The sequence below is a fragment of the Rhizobium sp. WW22 genome, from assembly GCF_047041135.1.
Taxonomy (GTDB): Bacteria; Pseudomonadota; Alphaproteobacteria; order Rhizobiales; family Rhizobiaceae; genus Rhizobium.
The window spans coordinates 2,807,601-2,832,069 of sequence record NZ_CP178198.1; the positions used below are offsets into that span (position 1 = coordinate 2,807,601).

The window sequence follows — 24,469 nt, forward strand, 5'->3', positions numbered from 1 at the left end:
GATTTCATACCGGCTAAGAGGCTTGCACGGATCATGTCCGGACAAGCCTTTTTCCATGTCCGGTTTCTTTCAACTGGTGGCATCTCCCAGGATAAAAAAATGCTGACGATACGTCATACCCTTATCTACGTTCTGCTAATGACGCTGGTCGTCGTCGCTTCCAACATCCTCGTGCAGTATCCGCTGCAGGTGACGCTCGCCGGCATCAATCTCGCGGATATCCTCACCTGGGGAGCCTTCACCTATCCGGTCGCCTTCCTCATCACAGATCTGACCAACCGCCAGTTCGGCCCGAAGGCCGCGCGCAAGGTCGTCTTTGCGGGCTTCGTCGTTGGTGTCGCCCTGTCGTTTTACACGGCACAGCCACGCATCGCGATCGCCTCCGGATCGGCCTATCTCGCCGGCCAGCTGCTCGATATCTCGGTCTTCAACCGCCTGCGCCGCCTGGCCTGGTGGCGCGCGCCGCTGTTCGGCTCACTTATCGGCTCGATGCTGGACACGCTGATCTTCTTCTCCTTCGCCTTCGCGCCCTTCTTCGTCTTCTTCGGGCCGAACGATCCCTTCGCGATCGAATGGGCGCCGATCCTTGGCGCGTTCTACACCTCGGCACCGCGCTGGATTTCCTGGGCGATCGGCGATTTCTCGGTCAAGGTCACCGTCGGCCTCGTCATGCTGCTGCCCTACGGCGCGCTGATGAACATGTTGAAGCCGATGCCGCAGGCTCCGACGGCTTGACGGCCAAAGGATCCGCCGCGCGACCCCATGTGACGCGCGGCACCATTTCCTGACAAAGAAGGATGGCAGCGGCCGAGAATAAGGCCGCTCGCCACTCTCAATTCTGGCTGACGATATTGTCGTCATGCAGCTTGAACTCCAGCATCAGGCTGCGCTGCAGAATGGAATGATTGTCATCCGAGACCATGACGAGATGCAGGGAGCCGTCGGCTGCGCGGAAGACATCCAGGCCCTCCATATTGTCGATCTGATCCGCCGATCCGGCCGCGAAGATCACTTTGCCGTCCACGACGGCACCGGGTTTTATATCCGCACCGGCGATGCGGCGGATACGCAGGCCGAGACCATGGATCAGCTCGAAGCGCCGCTCCAGCAGCAATAGATCTCCATCGGGCAGAAAGACGCCGTCGCTGACATTGAAGTCGCCATGGCGCCGGACGGTGAAGCGGCCATTCAACGGCCCGTCCAGAATTGCGGCGAGCAGATTCCCTTGATCGTCCAGGCTGTCTTCGGCAACGATCACCGCACTGCCGGCAAGCGGGCTCGACTGAGGCGCGATCATCAGCGCCTCGAGGCTGCGATTGGAACGCAGCTCCGATCTCGGGATGGGAATGGGCATTGTGCCATCGGGCGGCGAAATTTCGAAACCCGGATCGGGATAGGCATCGACACGGTGGTATTGTTCATAGCTGACGAGGACGTGATTGCCGCGCAGCGCTAAGCCTTCAGCATCCATATCTCCTTTGCCGGCATCTGTGCCGCCATGGCGGTCGATCATCGGCGTGATGCGCGCATCGCTGATACCCTTCAGCCGGCCCTCCTGGTCGCGCTCAATCGCGCCGGTCAGCCAATGGCCGGTATCCAGCACTGAAATGAAATGGCGTTGATCGGGACGGAAGCGAATAGCGGAGATGGCGCCGAGAAGCACATTGTCCGAGCTGAGTTCAAGGCCACCGACAAATTCCAGCGCGCCGAACCGTGTTTCATTCGAACCGGGGTTAAAGGTGGAAATCACGGTCGCGCGGATATCTGCCGGACCACCTTTCTCGCCATTATCGCCGGAGCTGCAGCCGGCAAGCAGCGTTGCAAAAACTGCTGCCAATAGGACCGTCTTCGGCCGGCGCAGATCAAGGCCAGAGGAAGTGGACCCTTCCAGCAGAAAAGGCACCGGCCGCAAGGCCGATGCTAAGAGAAGCCTGAGCGGGCTCAGCTGGCGCGGCGCATGCGCGAGCGCGGCATGCTCGTCTGATCTTCGAACAGCGAGGCAAGCTGCTCCGTCATGGCACCAGCAAGCTCGTCGGCATCGACGATGGTGACGGCGCGGCGATAGTAGCGCGTGACGTCATGGCCGATACCGATGGCCAGCAGTTCCACCGGCGAACGCGTCTCGATCTGGTCGATGACGGCGCGCAAATGCCGCTCCAGATAATTGCCGGGATTGACCGACAGCGTGGAATCATCGACCGGCGCACCGTCCGAGATCATCATCAGGATACGGCGCTGTTCGCGGCGACCGAGCAGGCGGTTATGCGCCCAGATCAGCGCCTCGCCGTCGATATTCTCCTTGAGCAGGCCTTCGCGCATCATCAGGCCAAGATTGCTGCGAGACCGTCTATAGGGCTCGTCGGCAGACTTGTAGATGATGTGGCGCAGGTCGTTCAGACGACCGGGCGTCTGCGGCTTGCCGCTGGCGAGCCACTTCTCGCGCGCCTGGCCGCCCTTCCACGCCTTGGTGGTGAAGCCGAGGATCTCGACCTTCACGCCGCATCGCTCGAGCGTGCGGGCAAGGATATCGGCGCAGGAGGCGGCAACCGTGATCGGTCGTCCGCGCATCGAGCCGGAATTGTCGATCAGCAGCGTCACGACCGTATCGCGGAACTGCGTGTCGCGCTCCATCTTGAAGGACAGCGCCTGCGTCGGGTCGATGATCAGCCGCGGCAGACGGGCCGGATCGAGATAACCCTCTTCCAGATCGAAGTCCCAGGAGCGGTTCTGCTGCGCCATCAGGCGACGCTGCAGACGGTTGGCGAGCCGGCCAACGGCGCCCTGCAGATGCGCAAGCTGCTTGTCGAGGAAGGCACGCAAACGCTCAAGCTCGGCCACATCGCACAGCTCCTGTGCGGTCGTGGTCTCGTCAAACTCCTCCGTATAGACGTGATAGTCGACCTTCTCGTTGAAATCGGCGAAAGGCGTGTTCGGACGGCGGGTTTCGCCCGGCGTTTCCGAATCTTCCTCGCCTTCTTCGCTCATGTCATCGTCGGAAATCTCGCCACCGTCTTCGGTCGCGCCGTCTTCCATCTGTTCGTCGGAGGCTTCGCTATCCTCGGCGGGAGCGGCGTCAGAGCCTTCATCTTCCTTGACGTCGTCGTTATCCTGGTCTTCGCCGTTCGGCTTGTCTTCTTCGCTCGGCTGCTCTTCGCTGTCGGGCTCGGATTGCTCGTCGCCATATTCCTCAGCCATTTCCATGGCCGTCAGAATGTTGCGGACGACACGGGCAAAGCTCTGCTGGTCGTTGATCGACGACAACAGGTTCTCGAGCTGACCGCCGGTCTTTTCCTCGATAAAGGGGCGCCATAGGTCGAGCACCTTGCCGGCGCTTTCCGGCGGCTTCTGACCGGTCAGCTTCTCGCGCACAATCATCGCCATGGCCTCACCGATCGGCGCATCCTCGCGCCGTTCGATGCCGGAAAAATTCGCCTTCGCGTATTTTTCCGTATTCATGGAATTGAGGTTGGCGGCAACGCCGCTCATGCGCAGCGAGCCGATCGATTCGACACGGGCCTGCTCGACGGCATCGAAGATGCTGCGAGCATCGGCACCCTGGGGCGACATCACGGCGTGGACACGGGCATCATGACACGCAAGCCGCAGGGCCATCGAATCACCGAGGCCGCGTGTCACCGCTAGCTCATGCGCCGTCGGCCGTTTTGAAAGTTCCGGCAGGCGAATGCGCTCGCCGGTCATTCCCGGACGTTCGTTGGCAAAGGCCACCTCGACCTCGGCATCGCCGGCGATCGAGCGAACACAGCCGGTGATCGCCCGGCGCAACGGCTCCATGTCCACCGGTGTACCCGGCTTCGCTTTGGAATTATCTCCGCGACCTGACATGATGTATCGGCTTTTCCCTAAAGCAATTCCAGGAAAAATGCATAGCAGTTTTCTATCCGGAATTGCGTCAAAACAAAAAGATAGAACGTTTTCGCGATTCGAAGAAAAGCGGAAATGTTCTAGGCTTCGAGCACGATGTTGGCGGCACTTTCCTTCAGCTCGACACCGAAGGCGCGCTGATAGTGCTCGGCGACCAGCGGCCGCTCCAGCTCGTCACACTTGTTGAGGAAGGTGACGCGGAAGGCAAAGGCGACGTCGCCGAAGATTTCCGCATTTTCGGCCCAGGTGATGACGGTACGCGGGCTCATGACGGTCGACAGATCGCCGTTCATGAAAGCCGCACGCGTCAGGTCGGCAACGCGAACCATCTTGGAGACGGTGTCGCGGCCCTTGTCGTTGCGGAAGGACTTCACCTTTGCCAGCACGATATCGACTTCGTTGTTGTGCGGCAGGTAGTTCAGCGTCGTCACGATCGACCAGCGGTCCATCTGCGCCTGGTTGATCTGCTGCGTGCCGTGATAGAGGCCAGTCGTGTCGCCGAGACCGATGGTGTTGGCCGTTGCGAACAGGCGGAAGGCCGGGTGAGGACGGATGACGCGGCTCTGGTCGAGCAGCGTCAGGCGTCCCGACGATTCCAGCACGCGCTGAATGACGAACATCACGTCGGGCCGGCCGGCATCATATTCGTCGAAGACGAGCGCGACATTGTGCTGATAGGCCCAAGGCAGGATGCCGTCCTTGAATTCGGTGACCTGCAGGCCATCCTTGACGACGATGGCATCCTTGCCGACGAGGTCGATACGGCTGACATGGCTGTCGAGGTTGATACGCACGCACGGCCAGTTGAGGCGCGCAGCGACCTGCTCGATGTGGGAGGACTTGCCGGTACCGTGATAGCCCGAGATCATCACGCGGCGGTTATGAGCAAAGCCCGCGAGAATGGCGAGCGTGGTCTCGCGGTCGAAGAGGTAGTCCGTATCCAGATCGGGTACGTAGGCGCCACCCTGGCTGTAGGCCGGAACGCGGATGTCGGAATCAATGCCGAAGACTTCACGGACCGAAACGGTGGTATCGGGGATCTCGGAAATATCAAGGTCAATCTTGCTCATCATGTCTCCAGGGCGGGTGGCTCTCACCCTGCCATATCAAACTCAGCCGATTTTTCCGAAACGCCGCAGCTTGTTGCCCGCATCCGTTCGGTCTGAACAGCGGCGATACTTCTCCGGGACTAAAGCAAAATCTCGGCGCGATATATGATCGCTTGCGAGCATCCTTGAACAGAGTCCCCGGACAAGAAACGCCGCGTCCGGAAAGTTGACCGAGGTGCAGCCAGCCAAATGCGCACCCTACCGCGGTTGCCCGCAGCTTCAGCCGATTTGGACCATACCTGATTGAAGGCGGAGAGCAAGGACGGGAATTAACAAAAACCGTTCTGTTTCAATAATTGATAGGCTTGAATGACCGCACGAAAACGCTCTTCCGAGCCGCGATCGCCGCCATTGGCATCGGGATGGTGCATTTTCACCAATTCCTTGTAGCGGCGCTTGATTTCCGGGGCCGCGGCATTGGCGTCGAGGCCCATCGTGTCGAAGGCCTTCGCCTCCAGCGTTTTCAGCTTACGCTGCTGCGGGAAACGCGGTCCCCGACCTTGGCCCTCGCCTTCCCTAACGAAGCCGAATGGGTCGCGAACGCGGGAATAGGAGCCGGAGCGGATATCCGATTGAAGCGGACTGTTCTTGGCAGCCTTGTTGACACCGACCGTCCAGGTCGGACGGTGGCCGGTGATGGCTTCCTTCTGATAACGCGCAATCTCGCCATCCGAGAGGCCGGAGAAATAATTGTAGCCCTTGTTGTATTCCTTGACGTGCTCGAAGCAGAACAAAAAGAACTGCCCTTCCGCATTGCGCCCGACAGGGGCGCGATGCGTGCCGTGTTTGTCGCAGCCGTCCCACTGGCACGTCGGCGGACCCTGTTCGGGTTCCTGCGCGCGCTTGCGGCGGGTGCGAATGCGATCGAAATATTTTGAATCAAGTCTCATGGCGTCCTAATTATGGGGCCTTGGATACCCCACAACAAGAATTGACAAACAGGAATGTTATAGGCTTTGTGGGAGCCTTTTTTCGCAAGCGAGGTCGACGCGGGAATATGGAAACGACACTGCAATCCCGCATTGAGCGGAAGCTCACCGACGCCTTCGCGCCCGAGCGCCTTGCCGTCATCAATGAAAGCCACCTTCATGCGGGCCATCAGCCTGACATGACCGGAACCGGCGAAACCCATATAAGAATTCGAATCGTTTCCGCCAAGTTCTCGGGCATGCCGCGCCTTGCGCGCCACAGGGCGATCAACGAGCTTTTGAAGCCGGAACTGGACGCTGGCCTGCACGCGCTGGCCGTGGAGCCTGCGGCCCCCGGCGAGGCGGTCCGTTGGTAGGTTGGCTGCAACCCGGAACTACTCCGGCTTTGCCTCTTCCGTTTCGGCAGGGCGGATGCGCAGCTTGGTGATGCGGTTCTTTTCCCGCTTCATGACGATGAAGCGTTTGCCATAAAAGGTGAAGGCTTGGCGCTCTTCCGGGATGGTCATCGATTCGTGGATGACGAGACCCGCAATCGTCGTCGCCTCCTCGTCGGGCAAGTGCCAGTCGAGCGCGCGGTTCAGGTCGCGAATCGGTACGACGCCATCAACGACGATTGAGCCGTCGGCCTCCTGCCGCACGCCCTGGATATCGAGGTCGTGCTCATCGGCGATATCGCCGACGATCTCCTCCAGAATGTCTTCCAGGGTGACGATGCCCTGCACCTCGCCATATTCGTCGACGACGACGGCGAAATGCTGCTTGCGGCGCAGGAAGGCGTTCAGCTGGTCTTCGAGATTGGTGCTGTCGGGCACGAACCAGGGCTTTTGCGCGATCTTGACGATATCGAGATTTTCCGGCTCGACATTGCGTTCCGCCAGCGCCCGCAGCAGGTCCTTGGCATGCACGACGCCGATGATGTTGTCGATGGTGCCGCGCCAGAGCGGCATGCGCGTATAGGGGCTGTCGAGGATCGCGCGTACCACCACCTCGGGCGGGTCATCGGCATTGATGGCTCGCATCGCCGTGCGGTGCACCATGATGTCGGACAGTTCCAGCTCGCCGAGATCGAGCACGCCGCCGAGGCGATCGCGGTCGGCTTTGACGACCGAACCCTCGCGGTGGAGCAGATCGACAGCACCGCGCAGCTCCTCGTGCGCCGACAGCATCGACACCTCCTTGGAGAGGTTGATGCCGAACAGCCCAAGGATCCAGCGCACGATGGCGTTGACGAAACTCGATACCGGGCCGACGATCGCGACAAACAGCCGCACCGGCGCTGCCACATTGAGCGCAAAGCGATCCGGAGTCGAAATCGCCCAGCTCTTCGGCAGGACTTCAGCGAAGATGACGAGAATGACGGTCATGGCTGCCGTTGCCAGCGCCACCCCCGAATTGCCGAACAGACCGAGGAAAACGCTGGTCGCCAGCGAAGACGCCAAGATATTCGCGAGATTGTTGCCGATGAGTAAGGTGCCGATCAGCCGATCCCGACGCTCGATGAGATGGCGCACGATACCGGCGCTTTCATCGCCGTTAGCCTCCAGCGTGTGAATGCGGGTGCGCGAGACGGCGGTAAGTGCCGTCTCCGAACCTGAAAAAAACGCCGACACCAACACGAGCACGATGATCGAGATGATCTCGGGCCAATATTCGAGCAATACAGCCAGCGTGCCCTCGACGGTCATCAGCGATGTTTTTCCTTCAGGAAACTCAGGACTTCGGAAGACGGCACATCGTCGGCAACGAAGGACTGGCCGATACCATGCGTGAGGATGAAGGTAAGCTTGCCGCTCTTGACCTTCTTGTCCTGCGCGATCGCATCCATCAGCACTTCGGCCGGCGGCAGCTCGCCCGGAATATCGCCCATCCGCGTCGGCAGGCCTACGGCCTTCAGATGCGTCTCGACACGCTTGGCATCATCCGGGCTTGCCAGATTGAGGCGCGCAGAAAATTCATGCGCCAGCACCATGCCGATCGCAACACCCTCGCCATGCACCAGCCGGCGGCTGTCATAGGCGGTTGCCGCTTCGAGCGCATGGCCGAAGGTGTGGCCGAGATTGAGCAAGGCACGCGCCCCGTTTTCACGCTCGTCGGCAACGACGACATCGGATTTCGCCTGGCAACTTGCAGCGATAGCCTCAATGCGGGCCGCCCCGCCGGCAAAGACTTCTCTCCAATTGGCCTCGAGCCAGTCAAAGAAATCCGGCTTGTCGATCAGGCCGTATTTGGCGACTTCGGCATAGCCGGCGCGGAATTCACGTTCGCTTAGCGTATTCAGCACATCGGTATCGGCCAGCACGAGGTCGGGCTGGTGGAAGACGCCGACGAGGTTCTTGCCGTGATGAGTGTTGATACCGGTCTTGCCGCCGACGGACGAATCCACCTGCGACAGCAGCGATGTCGGCACTTGAACGAAACGGACGCCGCGGCGCACGATGCCGGCGGCAAAGCCCGAGAGATCGCCGATGACGCCACCGCCAAGCGCGATCACCGCATCATTGCGCTCCACACGCGCAGTCAGCACCGCATCGCAAACGGTGATCAGGTGCTCGAAACTCTTGGTCTTCTCGCCGGCCGGCAAGACGAGGCTGGAAGCCTGGATGCCCGCAGCTTCCAGGCTGGCGACCAACGCCCCGAGATAGAGCGGCGCCACATTTTCATCGGTGATGATGGCGGCCTTGCGGCCTTTCAGCCGCGCGACGATCTCTTGGCCCGCACGCGCGATCAGGCCGGGACCGATCAGGATGTCATAGGCACGTTCACCGAGAGGCACGCGCACAAGACGCTCTGCGGAAGCCGGTGTCATCGCATTCATGGCATTTTGCTTTCTGTTTTCTTTCCCTCGGCGATGGCGGCAAGGACTTCCCTGACCATGATATCCTTGTTTACGTCGCGGGAGAGAACCGTGATATCGGCTTCCGCATAGATCGGATAGCGCGCATTCATCAGGTTCTCGAGGGTCTGTTTCGGATTTTCGGTCTTGAGCAGAGGGCGCGTATCGCGCTTGTTTACCCGCTCCCACAGCACGTCGAGATCGGCCTTCAGCCAGACCGAAAGGCTGCCGCGCTTGACATGCAGCCGCGTGCTTTCGTTGATGAACGCGCCGCCGCCCGTTGAGACGACACGCGGGCCGCCCTTGAGGAGCCGCTTGATGACGCGCGTCTCCAGCGCCCGGAACTCTTGTTCGCCGTAAGCGGCGAACAGTTCGGCGATCGTCATGCGCGACACGCGCTCGATTTCGGCATCCGTATCGACGAAGGGTAGGCCGAGCTGCTGCGCAACGGGCCGGCCGATCGAGGATTTTCCTGCTCCCATCAATCCCACGAAGACAAGATTGCGCTGACCCAACGCTGCGCGCGCCTTGTCTCTCAAGCTCTCGGCAAGGGTCAGGACTTGTTCACTCATTGGCCCATTCACAATTTCTTTGGAAACGGTATCGTCAAATGCGCCGGTAGCGTCAAGACGCCGCTGCCGTAAACATGTCTGCAATATCCTTCGGCTAACTCTTGAAGGAATATAATTATAGCGCATCGCCGCGCCACTGAATGGCGAAGGAGAGTCTTCGAATGCCCACCCTGTTTCGCTTCCTTGTCATCTGCGCGGTCATCGCCGGATCGATATATGGAGCGATGTGGGCTCTCGTGCTCTTCGTCGATCCCCAGCCACGCGATGTGACGATCCGCATTGCCCCCGAGCGCCTCAATCCACCGACGACAGGCGCGCTAAAACCATGAGCGCGCCAGCTGAGAATATAGAGCGGGCAAGAGAGATCTGGGGCGAGTGCATCTGGAAGCCTTTCTGGAGATGATGAGCGCCGAGCGGGGTGCTGCCGTCAACACGCTGCAATCCTACGAGCGCGATCTCGACGATCTCCATTCCTTTCTTTCCGGGCAGGGCGTCCGCTTGACGGAGGCAAGCCCCGGTGATCTGGCCGCCTATCTTTCCAGCCTGTCGAGCCAGGGCTTCAAGCCATCCTCCCAGGCACGTCGCCTCTCCGCCATGCGGCAGTTCTACAAGTTCCTCTATGCCGAAGGTCTGCGCACGGACGATCCCACCGGAATTCTCGATGCGCCGAAGAAAGGCCGGGCCCTTCCGAAGACGATGGGCGTCGATGAGGTGACGAAGCTTCTGAGCCAGGCGGAGCGGGAAGCGGCGGTCGAAGGGCCCGATCAGCTGCAGCGCCTGCGCATGCTGGTGCTTCTGGAAATGCTTTACGCCACCGGCATGCGCGTCAGCGAGCTCGTCTCCCTGCCGGCGAAAGTCTTGGATCAGGAAGGACGCTTCCTGATGATCCGCGGCAAAGGCAACAAGGAGCGGCTGGTGCCGCTATCGCAGACGGCCATTTCGGCCCTGAAGGCCTATGGGCGCCTACAGGCCGCCATTTCAGCCAACGCCAAGCAGCCGCTGCCGGAAAGCCCCTGGCTTTTCCCCGCCGCGTCCAGGCAGGGGTATCTGCCGCGGCAGGTCTTTGCGCGTGATCTCAAGGATCTTGCCATCCGGGCCGGCCTGACGCCTTCGATGATTTCGCCGCATGTGATGCGCCATGCCTTCGCGAGCCATCTTCTCGCCAACGGCGCAGACCTGCGCGTGGTGCAGGAACTTCTCGGTCATTCGGACATTTCGACGACACAAATCTACACACATGTGCTGGAAGAACGCCTTCATCAGCTGGTCCAAACGCATCACCCCCTTGCCAAACAGGCAAAAAAACAGGATTAGGACCGGCATACAGGCTCAAGCCGCCATCTCTCGTCACGGGCAAAAGGATCGGAAACGCACCTCATGCACAATTATCTGGACTTCGAAAAACCCATCTCGGATCTCGAAGGCAAGATTCACGAGCTCAAGAAACTGGCGAGCGAAGACGAAAGCATCGATACGTCCGAGGAAGTCGGGCGGCTTGAAAGCCGCGTCCGCGAGGCGATGGTCGACATCTATTCCAAGCTTAACGCCTGGCAGAAGACGCAGGTCGCCCGCCACCCGCAGCGCCCGCATTTCGTCGACTATGCCAGTACGCTGTTTACGGAATTCACGCCGCTTGCCGGCGATCGTCAATTTTCCGAGGATGCCGCCATCCAGGCCGGCTTTGCCCGCTTCCGCGGTCAGCCCGTCGCCCTCATCGGCCAGGAAAAAGGCAACGACACCAAGAGCCGCCTGAAGCATAATTTCGGCAGCGCCCGGCCCGAAGGCTACCGCAAGGCGATCCGTATCCTCGAAATGGCCGACCGCTTCCAGTTGCCCGTCATCACCCTGGTCGACACGGCCGGCGCTTATCCGGGCGTCGGGGCGGAAGAACGCGGCCAAGCCGAAGCGATTGCCCGCTCGACCGAGATGTGTCTCGGCGTGAAGGTGCCGATCGTCTCCATCGTGATCGGTGAAGGCGGTTCGGGCGGCGCCATTGCGATTGCCGTCGGCAACCGCGTCTATATGCTCGAACATTCGATCTACAGCGTGATTTCGCCCGAAGGTGCGGCCTCGATCTTATGGCGCGATTCAACGCGCGCGAAGGAAGCCGCCACCAATATGAAGATAACTGCCGATGATCTGAAAAGTCTCGGCGTGATCGACGGCATCATCTCCGAGCCTGTCGGCGGCGCGCATCGCGATCCGAACGCGGTGATAAGCGCGGCCGGCGAAACGATTGCGAACGCGCTTGCAGAGCTTTCCAGCCGTTCAGGTGAACAATTGCGCAACGACCGCCGCCAGAAATTCCTCAACATCGGCCGCAATCTCTAAGCTGTTTTCAGAAAAAGTGATCGCGAAAAACGGAAATGAGGCCAAACCTTGGCCACATTTCCGTTATCGAAGCTATTATGGCAAAGAAAAGCTTGCCGACGCGCTGCGGGCACGTCATAGGCTGGTAAGGAATTTTCAAGTATAAGCCGTCTATGATTCCGTTTCATGCTTCGAGGGGAGTGGCGAAACAGATCGAGCTGCCACTCTTCGCATTTATGGACCAAGTCAGAATGCGCATTCGTCACCTTGCCTATGTTTCCCTGATGGCACTGGCGCTCGCCGGCTGCAACGACGCGCTGGACACCGCGTCGATCGACCTCTCGAAGGTGAAGAACAAGGTCGAACAACCGCTTCCGAGCCATATCCTCGCCGACATGGCCAAGAAGGGCATGGACCGCAACTCGCCGATCATGATCCGCATCTTCAAGGAAGAAGGCGTGATGGAGATCCTGAAGGCGAACCAAAGCAACCGTTTCGAAGTCATCGCGGATTACAAGATCTGCGCCTGGTCCGGCCGTCTCGGCCCGAAGGTGAAGGAAGGCGACCGGCAGGCACCGGAAGGCTTCTATATGCTGACGCCGGCCAACCTGAACCCGAATTCGAAATACTACCTCGCGATCAACACCGGCTTTCCGAACCGCTACGATGCCGCCAATGGCCGCACTGGCAACAATTTGATGATCCATGGCGCCTGCTCGTCGTCCGGCTGCTATTCGATGACCGACCAGCAGGTACTGGAAATCTATGCCTTCGCGCGCGACGCCTTCAAGGGTGGCCAGAAGGCCGTTCAGCTCGAAGCCTTCCCCTTCCGCATGACGGCGGAAAACATGTGGAAGCACCGCCTCAGCCCCAATATCGAATTCTGGAAGATGCTGAAGGTCGGCTACGACAATTTCGAAGTCACCAAGCGCCCGCCCGAGGTCGAGGTCTGCGAGAAGAAATACGTCTTCAACCAGCAGGCCAGCGGCCCCTTCAACGCCGGCGGCAAATGCCCGGTCATGACCACGCCGCCTGCTCTGCAGATGGCGCTTGCGACCTATGACAAGCAGTACCAGGCTGACTATGCCATGGCCTCCAAGAAGTTCGACGGCATGGCCTGGTACGATCCGACCGAGGCAGAGCGCAAGGCCGTCGTCGCCAAGCAGCGCAAGGGCCATGATCTCGCCTATGCTCCCACAGGTACCGCCCTTGCCGCCGGCAAGATGATGAAGGTTGCCGACCTCGAATCGATGATGTCCAACCAGTCGGCACAACAAATCGCGCGCGGCGGCACCGTTGCCAGCCCGACGGGCAACCCGACGACGGCGAGTATTCGCGTGGCGGCAGCAAGCCCTGCGGCAGGCGCCCCGTTGACGACCGCGCAGCAGCCCGCAGCCGGCCCGGTCGTTGCGGCCAATGTTCCCGCGAACGTGCCGATCCCCGCGGCAAACCCGATGAACCCCGGCCTCAATGCGCTCGCCTACGCACCGAACCCGGCCGTCGAGACCGCGCAGACCGAGGCCAAGAAGCCGCCTTTCTGGAAGTTCTGGGCGAAGAGTGAGTAGCCCGGATACCGAGATCTACGATCTGCGCGGCCTGAAATGCCCCTATCCGGCGATCAAGACGGAAAAGCGCCTGCGCGCCATGGCAAGCGGCACGACCTTGACCGTGGAAACCACGGATCCGCTTGCCGTCATCGACATCCCGCATCTCTGCAACGAGAAAGGCCACACGCTTCTCACAAGCGAGAAGACGGAAAGCGGCCATCGCTTCGTGATCCGCAAGGGATGACCATCTGCGACCGGGGCCATCGTCGTGGTTCGAGGGTTGCTACGCTCCCGCCTCACCATGAAGGCAATTGCACATGAGGCAGGCACGCTGCCGCACACCGCTTCTCCCCAGCAGGGAGAAGGTGCCGTCAGGCGGATGGGGGGGTATCCGCCACGAGCACGAAAGTCCATGAATTCAAATCGGAAAGCCCCCTCATCCGGCCCTTCGGGCCACCTTCTCCCCAGCGGGGAGAAGGAGCTTCCAGAGCGAGGCGAGTTGCCAGATATCGAAGGCTGAAACTAAAACTTCATCCCCGGCACGGCCAGCGGATTGTCCTCCAGCGCCGCCCTGTCGGGCGTATCGACGCGCGGCTTGCTGAGGAAGGCGTCGAACAGGCCCTTCACGAAATCCTCGGGCAGATCTTTGGTAATGATGACCATGCGCGTGCGCCGGTCTTCGGGATCGGGCCAGGCCGGCAGGCGCGCCGGCGCGTGGAAGATATTCTGCACGCCATGCAGCACGACGGGACGCTCCGGCCGGTCCGATACTGCAACGATCGCCTTCATGCGCAAGAGCTTCTCGCCATGCGCCGAACGAAGGAGATCGATGAACATTTCGAGCGCCATCGGATCGATAGGTTGAGTCTCGACGATCGAGAAGGAGCGGATCGACCCGTCATGGCGGGTGACGTCATGAGCGTGCTGATGCCGATGACCGTGGTGGTGCCCATGATGGTGATGATGACCATGATGGTGGTCATGATCATGGTCATGGTCATGGTCGTGGTCATCATGGTGATGGTGATGATCGTTGTCCGCCTCAAGCTCATCCTGCAGCCAGCGGCCGACATCGGCGATCTTCGAAGCCGGGTCGTAGAGGCCGTTAACCAGAATGGCGGCGCGTCCCGCCTCGGCGCTGTCGGCATTCAGGATCTGCGCGCGCGGATTGAGCGCCCTCAGCCGGCTCTCCAGCTGCGCTTCCGGGGCGGCGCCGGCAATCCCAGTCTTGGACACGATCAGGCGGTCTGCAACTGCCACCTGCTTGCGCGCCTCTTCGTGATTGTCGAGCGTCTGCAGCCCGTTGACTGCATCGACGACGGTGATGACGCCATCGAGATCGAAATTGTTGGCGATGATCGGATTGCCCATGATCGACTGCATGACCGGAGCGGGATCGGCAAGGCCGGTCGTTTCGATGACCACCCGCTTCAGCGGCCGGATACGCCCGGTCTGCATCGCGTCCATCAGGTTCGCCAGCGTATCCACCAGCTCGCCGCGCACCGTGCAGCAAAGGCAGCCATCGGAAAGCTCGATGATGGAATCGCCGGAGCTTTCCACCAGCAGATGATCGATGCCGACATCGCCGAACTCATTGATGATGACGGCCGCGTCGCGCATGTCCTCGTCCTTGAGGATGCGGTTGAGCAGGGTCGATTTACCCGCACCGAGAAAACCGGTCAGGATGGCAACCGGCACTCTTTGCTGCGAAACGCTCATGATTCCTGTCCGATATTAGAAAGTGGGCCGCGGCATCGGGACCGGCACATTGGACGCGCCGCCGGAGATGGCGATCTTATTGTCCCTGGTCGCCTTGTCGCCTCTAGCCGTAACATCATCCTTGTCGCCCTTGGCGGCCGTCGCGATGTCCTGGCCGCCGATCAGGCCGGCATAGACGAAATTGGGCTCATGATCCATTTCGTGGATATAGGGCGACTGTACCTTGGTGCGGCCGAAGGGATCGCGAGTTTCGCTGCGCGCCTGCGCGCCCTTGGTGCTGCAGATGTCGGCCGTGACATCGGCGACATCGGCCGTGACCGGCGTATCTGGCCTAAGGGTCGCCAGCGTATCGCGGGTGGACAGCTGGTTCTGGAAGCCCTTTTCCAGGAGATTGGCGGAATCGTCGGCGCGCGCCGCCAGGCTGTCGGTGCCGAGAACGACCGAGATCAGCGTGCGGCCGTTGCGGGTTGCCGAGGCGATCTGGTTGAAGCCGGCCGCGCAGATGAAACCAGTCTTCATGCCATCGGCGCCGTCGAAGCGGCCGATGAGCATATTGATGTTCGGCACCTGCTTCACACCGTTGGTGAAGCCCTCGAGCGAGAAATAGCCGGCATATTGCGGAAATTCGCGGCGCAGCGCCACGCTAAGAATGGCAAGATCACGCGCCGTCGTATATTGCCCCTTGCCGGGAAGACCGTTCGGATTGATAAAATGCGAGTCGCGCATGCCGAGGCGCGCAGCTTCCGCATTCATCCGAGCCACGAAGCCCTGCTGCGAGCCGCCGACCGTTTCGGCAACCGCCATGGCAAGATCGTTTGCCGATTTGACCAACATCATCTTCAAGGCATTGTCGAGCGTCATCTTCTGCCCGGGCTTGAAGTACATCTTCGCCGGCGGCTGTGCGGCTGACAGCTTCGACATGACGACAGGCGTATCAAGTTTGATCTGACCGGACTGGATGGCTCGGAAGGTCACATAGGTCGTCATCAGCTTGGTGAGCGAGGCGGGATACCAGCGGCGAAACGCCTCCTGCTGATCGAGAACGCGCCCCGTGCTGACATCGACGAGAATATGCGGATTGGCTCCGGCCGTTTGCGCGGTCGACAGGAAAAGCATGGATGCTGCTGCGGCCATAGGAACGAGCCGCAGGGCGGCATACAAACGATTCTGCTTCGTCGGCACGATCTATCCTTCAGAAGTCCGGAATTTTCTCGAAAGCTTCGCCTATTTAACCTATATGGCTAGGAGAAGGCAAAGGCGATTGACGACTTTATTTCCCGATGGCACGCCGCAAGGGCCGCGATAAGCCCGCCAAGGCTGTGCCAAGGACCCGCAGGTTGAACCAGAATCGATATTGAGCAGCAGGAAAATCAGCATATGCCGATCTTGAACAGAGCCGCAGAACTCCAGGGCGAAGTAACCGAGTGGCGCCGCCATATCCATGCGCATCCCGAACTCCTCTATGCCGTTGAGAATACGGCCGCCTTCGTAGCCGAGAAGCTGCGCGCCTTCGGGGTCGACGAGGTGGTGACCGGTATCGGCCGCACCGGCGTCGTCGGGCTGATCCGCGGCAAGGGCGAAGGGCGCACGATCGGCCTGCGCGCCGACATGGATGCCCTGCCGCTCACCGAAATCACCGGCAAGCCCTATGCCTCCCAAACGCCTGGCAAGATGCATGCCTGCGGCCATGATGGCCACACCGCCATGCTGCTGGGCGCGGCGAAATACCTCGCCGAGAACCGCAATTTCAACGGCAACATCGCCGTCATCTTCCAGCCGGCCGAAGAAGGCGGTGCCGGCGGCGACGCCATGGTCAAGGACGGCATGATGGAGCGTTTCCAGATCGCCGAAGTCTATGGCATGCACAATATGCCGGGCCTGCCGGTCGGCCACTTCGCCATCCGCAAGGGCGCGATCATGGCGGCGACGGATGAATTCACCGTATCCATCAAAGGGGTCGGCGGCCACGCCGCCATGCCGCACAAGACGATCGACCCGATCGCCATCGGCGCGCAGATCGTCTCCAACCTGCAGCTCATCGCTTCGCGCAGCGCCAACCCGCTGAAATCGGTGGTGGTTTCCGTCACCACGTTCAATGCCGGCAATGCGCATAACGTCATTCCCAACGATGCGAGCTTCGCCGGCACGGTCCGCACGCTCGACCCCGAGATGCGCGACCTTGCCGAGCAGCGCTTCAAGCAGATCGTGACAGGCATCGCGACGAGCCACGGCGCCGAAGCCGAGATCGAGTTCCATCGCAACTACCCCGTCACCTTCAACCATGCCGACGAGACCGATCATGCGATTGCAGTGGCCGAGGAAATCGCCGGCGCGGGCAATGTCATCCCGAATATAGACCCGATGATGGGCGGCGAGGATTTCTCCTACATGCTGCTCGCCCGCCCCGGCGCCTTCATATTCGTCGGCAACGGCGACAGCGCCGGCCTGCACAACCCGGCCTACGACTTCAACGACGAAGCCATCGCCCACGGCATCTCCTATTGGGTGCGCCTCGCCGAACAGCGCCTCAACGCCTGAGGCTTCCACAAGTGCCCCGCGCAGCCTCCAAGCCGCACGGGGCGCACGCTCAAGACAGATTGTCTCCGCAACGCAAAAGGGCTTGGCTTCCGGCCTTTGCTTTTGTATGGATCATGCCGAGTGGTCTCGTAGCTCAGCAGGATAGAGCGCTTTTAATACCAGCTTTGTTACCGATAACATTTTAACGTAGCGTGTTCAGCCACTTACCGTGTGGGAATGGCACCACTCAAGGCTAAGCAATCGGTATAGACGCCCGCTTGACTACGGCTGTGCGTTGTCTGCGCAAGTCGAAGAAATGAGGTTATGGGCTACGTCCCCGATGAAGCACCGTTCACCTCCAGCCGTTCTTTCCGAAGACGAGCTAAGGGACGAGATTTCGGTACACAGGTTCGCCACGCTGGCGCTCGCTATGTCTCTTCAGGACCATATTGCAGCCGACTGCAAGCCATAGCGCTGCCGGGGACGCATTCCGCGGCTCCAACCAAGGTGGGCCGCGTCCGTTCACTCTCTTTCTAAGTTGCATCCTGCTTAGCATATTTCAATTCGCGTTCCTCAACATGGTCGGTCACCACCTGAACGACCTTCTGATCGAACGACCCAAACCCGAGCGGAACAGGATATCCTGCCGCATCACCTATAGGCGAATGTACTACCACTGCACACATCGTCCCAGGAATGAGTAGTATCTCAACGGCCCTCGGATAGGGTGGATTGTCGGCACATGCCAGCTCGTCGAAGGTCCGTCGAATGTAATACGGTGGCCTTCCTGCTGCCATGCATACGGAACGCGGTTCGTCACCGCCGGCGTCCTTGAGCCGTGTCTTCAAAACCTCGAGCAGTTCGCGGTTTTCCAACGTTGCGCCCCAATGTTCGACCTGCGGCGCAACCACCACAATTTGTTTCTGATCGGACGGATTCTCTCGCATGCCGTAGTCGAGCATAGCGAGCAAACGTTCTGCATTCTCCCGGAGATGAAGTGCACCAACGATCGGAATCGTCTTGCGGTCGACGCGAGCTTCGCCGGCACGCGTTGCCGCCTCTCGCCAATACCGGCGCACCGACAGGCCATTACGTGTCGTGTACTCCCTGAGGAAATCCGGTGCGAATTCGACAAGAAGATCGTAGGCCGACGGCGCCTCAGAGGCCGCAGTTGTGGTTTCGCATGTCTTGGCGAAAATTGCGGCTGCGCTTTCTACCTCTCTGCGATCAGCAACTTCATGAGCATCTCGCCAGGACGAGAGATCAATATCCGCTGAGTTTGGATCTTCAAGGGTGGAATGTAGCCGAATCCGCACAGGCATTCGAAATCGCGCATGGGGAGTAATTCGATCGATCGAATATAAGTCAACTTCGTCGCTACGGGATCTGTCAGATCTTTCAGTTATCTGACGGAAGAATAGCCTGAACCTGTCGCGGACCTTTTCGCTGGCGCGGCCGGCACCATCTCGGAGTGCTAATTCGGGCAGCGCCATTTCGACATTATCCAGCTTACGTTGCGTCTGAGGTGCGACGGACATAAGATCGAACCCGACCACCCGACGACGCTCCTGTACGGAGAATATTTTTGGTTCGTCACTGTCCCCGCGAAACAGCTCTTCTCCTGACGGTCTCAACCACACGCGTCCATTACGTCGCTCAATGTAACCGGGTTCAGTCGCCTCATTAAGCACGTAGCTCAAATCGTTCAGACTGAAACCAAAGAACTGCGCGATCTCTGCCTCTTCAAGGCCCGGCACGACTTTCACCAGTCTTAGCAAGAACTCGAGAGTGGGGCTAACAACCCCAAGCTCGGCGACCTTGTATGCGATGTCAAAAGTGCGGCATGGAAGCAAAACGTCGATGGTCCCAATCTCGACGCGTATTTCGGTCGTTGCTAGTTCTGAAACTCTCTGATCACGTGGAGGCAGCGTCAACGTCGATCGCTTTTCTGAGCTCATCAGTTCATCCTCCTACCAGCTTTCGGCTTTTGCTCTGATGCTTGCTGCGAGACTTCGGCTGGCCTCTTGGACATTTCGATGATTTCTTCCGCATCAAGCGTTCGCGCCTCCCCTGCGCTAAGCTGGTCAGCAAAGCTTGCGACAAGACGCCCCATTGGTCCCTCGGCATGCCAATTTCGATACGCTCCGACGAAAACCAGCCTATCCATAGCTCGGCTTGCCGCGACGTTTATCCGGTTCGGGATCTTGAGAAAGCCATCTCGAATAGTCCTTCGACCGGCCGCGTTCTCGCGGCCGTCAAGATTATTTCGAACCAGCGATACGACCACGATGGGGTTTTCCTTGCCCTGGTAGCTGTCGACCGTACCAACTCTGATGTGGCGGTCTAGGAACTGAGCGGCCAAGGACTGTCTAAGCTTGGCTTCGACAAGGTCGCGCTGTGCAGCATACATGCAGATGATGCCGATACCGATCGGGTAAGTAGTCTGCGTCGTAAGCCACTCCCGGAAGGATTCATGGTTCAACCAATCTTCGACTGAGGCGACGATCGCATCAGCCTCTGCCCGGTTCTGCTTGCTGCTAGCCGCCGACTTCTCGAAACCGTGGTTCCCGAGAGCGTCTGTTGAAATCCATGTCAATGGGGAAGCCAGGGTGCGCGGCAGCACGTCAGGTGGGATTTCCGGCGCCGTTCGGCCTGCAGAGAGTTTGAGATCTCCATAAAACGTCTCGGATACTAGCTGACCGATGGGCGGCAGCATGCGGTACTGCATCTGAAGCTTGGCACCGGCAGCCCTTCCATAGGCCGAGTTGAACACGCGCTCGAAGTCACTTCGCTTAATCTCGGCCCTCTGGATCGCCGTGCGGTTCGAGACCATGGTAACGACGTCTACGTCGTGCTGGGGTTCGAGTTGAGCTTGATCCCCGACAAGAACTGCCCACCTTGCCGCCTGCAGCGGGACAAGCAGTTCGCCCGCGGTACAGCGCGCCGCTTCATCAACGATGACTAAATCGAAGGGCGTAGTTGTGAGACCTAATGAGCTTCGTCCAAGGCCAACACAGGTGCCGGCCACAATCTGACGGGTTCCAGCTAGGAAGGTATCGAAGCTGCGATTTACGCGGGATACACTTCCGATGAAATCTCTCGCAATGCCCGCCACGGTGCGGAGATTTTCCACCTTGTCCGGGCCGACGCCATAAAGCTTCGTGGCCCTCCGCGAGAGCGCCAAAGCAAGTCGGCCCGTAAGATTTCGCCACTCCAGCCCTGTTCCGTTGCTGCTAGGAAATTCGATCTCAAGGTCGAGCGCGAGGAGTTGCTGCCGCAATGTCTCAATCAAGCTATTAATACGTTGAGTATCTCCCTCATCATTGTCGAGAATGTCCGCGAGACCCTGGATGAGGGGATGTACTTGGCTTTCGAGCACGACCACCTCCGCGACGAGCTCTCGTGGCAGCCCAAGCGACGCGCCCGCTATTCCCATCCGCTCAGCGAACATCGCGCTGAAGCGATCCTTGTATCCTTGCTCGACATGTGCGGTGTGATAAGGTCGAAGAGGTTCCGAAACTTGGCCGTCGCTCATGCCGATCCGAAGCAAATCGGGCTGAACTCCGGTACTCCTGAAAAGCTTTAGGACCGCCTCTGCAGCAGTGTTTACAGCCTCGTGAGACTGACTTGACAAGAGAACATTCTGCGCAAGGCCTCTTGTCAGCGCAAAATGGGTAAGCGCCGCAATGAACCTTGTTTTTCCGGTTCCGGGTGGCCCCTGGAGCAACCCAATCGGACGCATCGAGACGACTTTTCGAAAGGCTGCGAGCTGGTCGTCGTTAAATCCATAGAGGTTGAGGTCTTCGTCAGAAATGTCGATCGACGTCTCCGTTGGCAGTATGCCTGTACGGGTGTCGAAAACAGACACAAGGTTTGGCGCTCGCGCGAGGCCCTCGAGCACCCGCTCTACTGCGCTCGATCTTCGCTTGTAACTTTGAACCTCGAAGTGACTCAGAAAGCGAAGCCGCTGGCCGTCCTCAACCAATCTTCCATCGTGAAATGACGACGCCTCGTCTGCAAGTATCACGGCGTAATCAGGCTTGGACCGATCAAGATCGAGCCGGCCGATGCGGCGCCAGTTGCCCTTTCGGTCCAGGCGCTCGACAGCAACCTTGTCCTCTCGAGAAAATTCAAAATCGCCGGCATCGAGACGAATGGCTACGGCATGTCTGTTTGTCGTCCGGTTGTAGACGCTGTCGAGAGTGGCGGCGCCCTCTGTCGTTAGCTCCTGCTCGGCGTCCATCAACGCTTTCCAAAGCGTGGGTACGTCGATCGGAAGCTCTTCATCGCTTGCCTCACCGCCGATTTCTTCGGCAAGCCCGTCCTCAGCCTCGTCACCCTGGGGTGGCAGCTCGCCATTCTCCGCCGCTACCTCTGCCGGAGAATTTGCGGGCCCCTGCCCGGCGAGCTCCCCTTCTAGTCGCGCCGCAATATCGGCGTCTGCGAGCAGTGCCTCGATATGGGAGAAATCGTTCGTCCGATCATCGGTAACGACCAAGCCGTCTTCGATCATGTGGAACTCGAACTTTGAAATCCTTGCAATGAAACCTTGCTCAAGTTCTGAACGGCGCCCTATGACTGGGCGCCCATCAATGTCCAACCTGAAAGACAATTCCTCTGCGGCTCCTCGTATGGCAAAGATCAGCCGGCCGGCTCGATCGCGGTGAAATCGAAGGAAAAAATAGCCTTCGTCAGGTTCGAGCTCACCAAGCTTCGCGCCCACGCATGATATGGAAATGGTCTGCCGCTCTAGTTCGCCGGGACTGGGGGTCATTAACGTCGCTATTGCCCGCTCAACGCTCTCAGCAAGCGGAGCGAGTGTCGACAAGGTGGGCGCTTTTTCGCGGATCTCCTCTATCGCATTGGCAATATCAGCCGCGAGTTGAGGTGCAATATCAGACTTACTCAGGACTTCTTCGGTAATTTTAGTGAGCGCAAAGCGGTCACGCTCATATGCTGTTCCAATCTCAGGGGCATATTCGGACGTGACCATCTCGCCGTCGACTGAGGGGGAGTAATCTAGCGCGTCGATCAAGACCGGTTCGGCGCCGTGACTTAGCACGATGTTGGCTGGCTTTAGATCGCCATGCGCGAAACCTCGGTCGTGGAGCGTCTGCGCATTTCGCAAAATGCGTTGAACAAGCGTAAGGGCTTTCTCTGCCGGCCATGCTTCGGCGACATCAGCAAGCTCTTCGTTCAGACTGCGCCCATCCACCCAGTCTTGGACAATACCGACGGCGTCGCCGAGCCAAAGCGCTTCCCGAACCGTGGCGAGTCCTGGGAGGCTATCTGCTTGTAGCGCACGTGCGCGTCGAAGGAAGGCTTCGACCGATCCACATTCTCGCGAAATGTCGCCCCAGGCTGGCTGCTTCCAAAGCTTTGCAACCGCCTGTCCGGCATCGGTCGTCGTGCGCCAAGCGTCCAACCGACCACTCTCAGACAGGAGTTCTCCCTCTTCAGGATAGGCCCTAAAGAACTCCCTTTGAGACTTGATGAGACCTCGGTACGTTTCCAGGCGCGCAAGAGACGCCGTCGAACTTGGCTTCGAAGCAGTAAGCCTATTGAAAGTCGCGAGTGCCTGGGTGGCATCTTCGAAGCGATCTAAGGGGTCGAGAGCGAGAGCTGATGCGAACCACGGGTGTAACACGGAGACCTTTCCCTCCGCATCTATGTCGGATCGCCACTCTGCGGGCTCGCCACTGGCAGCCATGCCAAATATTAGCCGGTGAACAGCGAGACCAAGGAGGTAGACATCTCTCCTCTTGGGGCCCTGATCCATGTCAAAAATGTCTTCGGGCACAGCGGAGCTTGAAAGGAATTGATATCTCGAGGACCCAAGCGACTTGCCTTCGGGGAAGCGGGCGGACATGAGATGCGAAAGGCGAACAGAAGTAGGAAGTTCAAGCCAGATACTGTGCGAGCCGAGGTCCAGGTGGGAACTGTTTTGTTCATGCATGCCCGAGACCGCACGGAGAAGCTGTCGTGCAAGTTCAATGCGCTCGCTCAGAAGAAGCCGGGGTATTTCGCTCGCTACGAAATCGCCCAATCGTTTGGTGCGTCGCTGCCGGTCGTAAACCTCCCAGTAGTCCGGTCCTCTATCAGGATCGTCGGCTCGCGGAGCGACGAGCGAACGCTCAATTTGCCCGTTACGGTCTCGAAGCCAATGGTAAACCTGCTGCTCCCGCCCGGCGATCTCGAGCCTGCCCTCTTTCGTTTGGAATCGCCCGTCTGGCGCCTTCGCAAAGTCCCACATACGCACGACGCCTAGGCTCGCCTTGTTGCCTTCCTCCTCGGCGTTGAACTCTCGATAGATCTCACTTGGGTGAACGTACGCCTCATGCTCTTCGGCGAGAAAACGCTGAAAACGCTTTCGCCCGCCTTTGAACGGCGAGTTGGTGCCGGTGTTGAAAAACCGACTTAGTTTGTCCTTCCAAAAAGGGTCCGTAAGGGGCTTCGAAAGATAATAGGCCTCGCCGAAGCGCTCCTTCAACTTCGCCTCTGATCGCGACGCCTTGATGAACTCGTCAATGTAGAGCACCTTCGAAGCCTCGAGCCCCCCAAGCGAACTTATGTCTGGTTTCGCTGTCAATACAACAAGGCCGATGATCAGAGGCGTCGGCTGAGTCTTCGTTTCTGGTCGCTTCTTTAATTCCGCCATCAACCGGTTCGTGATGTCGCGAGCGATGCCATTGATCTTCTGGACAGGTGAGCTGTCTTTGTCCTTTCCATTTTGGATCCAGCGACCGCCGCGCTCTTCGATTTTCCCATGCCAGTCCTTGATATCGATCAGAAATATTCGGTGTTCTGTGACCAGGATCATGTCGATTTCGCGGGCCTTGCCGGCCCCGAGCACCAAGTCGAGATTAGTGAATGCATACCAACCGTGAGGAAGCTCAGCCTTGAACCGCTCAACCCCTGCCACTTCGCGCGGATGCACACCGTCGCCGCAATTCCTGATTTCCATGAAGAGCAATCCCCCGATTTATGACGTAATCAACTAAAGGATTCGCGCTATGGGAGCAAAAGAAAACCTGTCACCTATTACTGCTTT

The 24,469-nt window shown here is 59.3% G+C and carries 19 protein-coding genes; 8 read left to right on the forward strand and 11 right to left on the reverse strand.

Going from position 1 to position 24,469, the window contains the following annotated elements:
• Positions 1 to 99: 99 nt before the first annotated feature.
• On the forward strand, positions 100 to 735 hold the full coding sequence (locus ACK83U_RS13895) for a queuosine precursor transporter (RefSeq protein ID WP_112607727.1): 636 nt from the start codon (positions 100 to 102) through the stop codon (positions 733 to 735).
• A 97-nt stretch (positions 736 to 832) separates the two neighbouring features.
• Here ACK83U_RS13895 and ACK83U_RS13900 read toward each other — a convergent pair whose 3' ends face one another.
• The 4 genes from ACK83U_RS13900 to ACK83U_RS13915 all read right to left on the reverse strand — a co-directional run bounded on the left by ACK83U_RS13900 (position 833) and on the right by ACK83U_RS13915 (position 5,881).
• Complete coding sequence (locus ACK83U_RS13900; RefSeq protein ID WP_412474637.1) at positions 833 to 1,837, reverse strand: esterase-like activity of phytase family protein; 1,005 nt, start codon at positions 1,835 to 1,837, stop codon at positions 833 to 835.
• Between the two features lie 104 nt (positions 1,838 to 1,941).
• Positions 1,942 to 3,843, reverse strand: a complete 1,902-nt coding sequence (gene cobT / locus ACK83U_RS13905; protein WP_112400538.1) for a cobaltochelatase subunit CobT — start codon at positions 3,841 to 3,843, stop codon at positions 1,942 to 1,944.
• A gap of 119 nt (positions 3,844 to 3,962) precedes the next feature.
• Entirely contained in the window at positions 3,963 to 4,952 is a 990-nt protein-coding gene (cobS, locus tag ACK83U_RS13910; RefSeq protein WP_015341341.1) for a cobaltochelatase subunit CobS, read from the reverse strand.
• Positions 4,953 to 5,260: 308 nt separating this feature from the next.
• Positions 5,261 to 5,881 (reverse strand): J domain-containing protein, encoded by a 621-nt coding sequence (locus tag ACK83U_RS13915; protein ID WP_015341342.1) that lies wholly within the window; start codon positions 5,879 to 5,881, stop codon positions 5,261 to 5,263.
• A 107-nt stretch (positions 5,882 to 5,988) separates the two neighbouring features.
• Between ACK83U_RS13915 and ACK83U_RS13920 the strand changes: the two genes are divergently transcribed.
• Positions 5,989 to 6,276 (forward strand): BolA family protein, encoded by a 288-nt coding sequence (locus tag ACK83U_RS13920; RefSeq protein ID WP_015341343.1) that lies wholly within the window; start codon positions 5,989 to 5,991, stop codon positions 6,274 to 6,276.
• A gap of 18 nt (positions 6,277 to 6,294) precedes the next feature.
• Here ACK83U_RS13920 and ACK83U_RS13925 read toward each other — a convergent pair whose 3' ends face one another.
• Genes ACK83U_RS13925 through ACK83U_RS13935 form a run of 3 tightly spaced genes read right to left on the reverse strand, consistent with a single transcriptional unit; the run spans position 6,295 to position 9,325 of the window.
• Positions 6,295 to 7,605 carry an HlyC/CorC family transporter gene (locus tag ACK83U_RS13925; RefSeq protein WP_015341344.1) on the reverse strand — a complete coding sequence of 437 codons (1,311 nt, stop codon included), beginning with the start codon at positions 7,603 to 7,605 and terminating at the stop codon, positions 6,295 to 6,297.
• Positions 7,605 to 8,735, reverse strand: coding sequence for a 3-dehydroquinate synthase (gene aroB / locus ACK83U_RS13930; RefSeq protein WP_112607729.1), 1,131 nt, complete (start codon positions 8,733 to 8,735; stop codon positions 7,605 to 7,607). Before aroB ends, ACK83U_RS13925 begins: the two co-directional genes overlap by 1 nt.
• A complete protein-coding gene (locus tag ACK83U_RS13935; RefSeq protein WP_112336424.1) occupies positions 8,732 to 9,325 on the reverse strand; it encodes a shikimate kinase in 594 nt (197 codons plus the stop codon). The genes aroB and ACK83U_RS13935 overlap by 4 nt, the downstream gene beginning before the upstream one ends.
• 161 nt (positions 9,326 to 9,486) lie before the next feature.
• Here ACK83U_RS13935 and ACK83U_RS13940 point away from each other — a divergent pair, with 161 nt between their 5' ends.
• From ACK83U_RS13940 to ACK83U_RS13960, 5 genes are all read left to right on the forward strand, one after another.
• Entirely contained in the window at positions 9,487 to 9,654 is a 168-nt protein-coding gene (locus ACK83U_RS13940; RefSeq protein WP_015341347.1) for a hypothetical protein, read from the forward strand.
• A 70-nt stretch (positions 9,655 to 9,724) separates the two neighbouring features.
• Positions 9,725 to 10,639: a site-specific tyrosine recombinase XerD gene (locus tag ACK83U_RS13945; RefSeq protein ID WP_412474853.1), complete on the forward strand. Its 915-nt coding sequence runs from the start codon at positions 9,725 to 9,727 to the stop codon at positions 10,637 to 10,639.
• Between the two features lie 63 nt (positions 10,640 to 10,702).
• Positions 10,703 to 11,656, forward strand: a complete 954-nt coding sequence (locus ACK83U_RS13950) for an acetyl-CoA carboxylase carboxyltransferase subunit alpha (protein ID WP_112336422.1) — start codon at positions 10,703 to 10,705, stop codon at positions 11,654 to 11,656.
• A 230-nt stretch (positions 11,657 to 11,886) separates the two neighbouring features.
• Positions 11,887 to 13,200, forward strand: coding sequence for a L,D-transpeptidase family protein (locus ACK83U_RS13955; protein ID WP_112607955.1), 1,314 nt, complete (start codon positions 11,887 to 11,889; stop codon positions 13,198 to 13,200).
• Positions 13,193 to 13,426 (forward strand): sulfurtransferase TusA family protein, encoded by a 234-nt coding sequence (locus ACK83U_RS13960; protein ID WP_112607733.1) that lies wholly within the window; start codon positions 13,193 to 13,195, stop codon positions 13,424 to 13,426. The genes ACK83U_RS13955 and ACK83U_RS13960 overlap by 8 nt, the downstream gene beginning before the upstream one ends.
• Before the next feature lie 278 nt (positions 13,427 to 13,704).
• Here ACK83U_RS13960 and ACK83U_RS13965 read toward each other — a convergent pair whose 3' ends face one another.
• A complete protein-coding gene (locus tag ACK83U_RS13965) occupies positions 13,705 to 14,901 on the reverse strand; it encodes a CobW family GTP-binding protein (protein ID WP_112607735.1) in 1,197 nt (398 codons plus the stop codon).
• A gap of 15 nt (positions 14,902 to 14,916) precedes the next feature.
• Positions 14,917 to 16,083 carry a D-alanyl-D-alanine carboxypeptidase family protein gene (locus ACK83U_RS13970; protein WP_112336419.1) on the reverse strand — a complete coding sequence of 389 codons (1,167 nt, stop codon included), beginning with the start codon at positions 16,081 to 16,083 and terminating at the stop codon, positions 14,917 to 14,919.
• Between the two features lie 195 nt (positions 16,084 to 16,278).
• Between ACK83U_RS13970 and ACK83U_RS13975 the strand changes: the two genes are divergently transcribed.
• On the forward strand, positions 16,279 to 17,439 hold the full coding sequence (locus ACK83U_RS13975) for a M20 aminoacylase family protein (RefSeq protein ID WP_112607737.1): 1,161 nt from the start codon (positions 16,279 to 16,281) through the stop codon (positions 17,437 to 17,439).
• 512 nt (positions 17,440 to 17,951) lie between these two features.
• On the opposite strand, the gene ACK83U_RS13980 is transcribed toward ACK83U_RS13975, so the two are convergent.
• Positions 17,952 to 19,376 carry a hypothetical protein gene (locus ACK83U_RS13980; protein WP_412474638.1) on the reverse strand — a complete coding sequence of 475 codons (1,425 nt, stop codon included), beginning with the start codon at positions 19,374 to 19,376 and terminating at the stop codon, positions 17,952 to 17,954.
• Positions 19,376 to 24,382, reverse strand: coding sequence for an AAA domain-containing protein (locus ACK83U_RS13985; RefSeq protein ID WP_412474639.1), 5,007 nt, complete (start codon positions 24,380 to 24,382; stop codon positions 19,376 to 19,378). The genes ACK83U_RS13980 and ACK83U_RS13985 overlap by 1 nt, the downstream gene beginning before the upstream one ends.
• Positions 24,383 to 24,469: the final 87 nt, after the last annotated feature.

What these genes read in the sequence shown, in the direction of transcription:
- ACK83U_RS13895 (WP_112607727.1), top strand. Translation starts at nt 100, where the DNA reads ATGCTGACGATACGTCATACCCTTATCTACGTTCTGCTAATGACGCTG.
- cobT (WP_112400538.1), bottom strand. Translation starts at nt 3,843, where the DNA reads ATGTCAGGTCGCGGAGATAATTCCAAAGCGAAGCCGGGTACACCGGTG.
- cobS (WP_015341341.1), bottom strand. Translation starts at nt 4,952, where the DNA reads ATGAGCAAGATTGACCTTGATATTTCCGAGATCCCCGATACCACCGTT.
- ACK83U_RS13915 (WP_015341342.1), bottom strand. Translation starts at nt 5,881, where the DNA reads ATGAGACTTGATTCAAAATATTTCGATCGCATTCGCACCCGCCGCAAG.
- ACK83U_RS13920 (WP_015341343.1), top strand. Translation starts at nt 5,989, where the DNA reads ATGGAAACGACACTGCAATCCCGCATTGAGCGGAAGCTCACCGACGCC.
- ACK83U_RS13925 (WP_015341344.1), bottom strand. Translation starts at nt 7,605, where the DNA reads ATGACCGTCGAGGGCACGCTGGCTGTATTGCTCGAATATTGGCCCGAG.
- aroB (WP_112607729.1), bottom strand. Translation starts at nt 8,735, where the DNA reads ATGAATGCGATGACACCGGCTTCCGCAGAGCGTCTTGTGCGCGTGCCT.
- ACK83U_RS13935 (WP_112336424.1), bottom strand. Translation starts at nt 9,325, where the DNA reads ATGAGTGAACAAGTCCTGACCCTTGCCGAGAGCTTGAGAGACAAGGCG.
- ACK83U_RS13940 (WP_015341347.1), top strand. Translation starts at nt 9,487, where the DNA reads ATGCCCACCCTGTTTCGCTTCCTTGTCATCTGCGCGGTCATCGCCGGA.
- ACK83U_RS13945 (WP_412474853.1), top strand. Translation starts at nt 9,725, where the DNA reads ATGATGAGCGCCGAGCGGGGTGCTGCCGTCAACACGCTGCAATCCTAC.
- ACK83U_RS13950 (WP_112336422.1), top strand. Translation starts at nt 10,703, where the DNA reads ATGCACAATTATCTGGACTTCGAAAAACCCATCTCGGATCTCGAAGGC.
- ACK83U_RS13955 (WP_112607955.1), top strand. Translation starts at nt 11,887, where the DNA reads ATGCGCATTCGTCACCTTGCCTATGTTTCCCTGATGGCACTGGCGCTC.
- ACK83U_RS13965 (WP_112607735.1), bottom strand. Translation starts at nt 14,901, where the DNA reads ATGAGCGTTTCGCAGCAAAGAGTGCCGGTTGCCATCCTGACCGGTTTT.
- ACK83U_RS13975 (WP_112607737.1), top strand. Translation starts at nt 16,279, where the DNA reads ATGCCGATCTTGAACAGAGCCGCAGAACTCCAGGGCGAAGTAACCGAG.
- ACK83U_RS13980 (WP_412474638.1), bottom strand. Translation starts at nt 19,376, where the DNA reads ATGAGCTCAGAAAAGCGATCGACGTTGACGCTGCCTCCACGTGATCAG.
- ACK83U_RS13985 (WP_412474639.1), bottom strand. Translation starts at nt 24,382, where the DNA reads ATGGAAATCAGGAATTGCGGCGACGGTGTGCATCCGCGCGAAGTGGCA.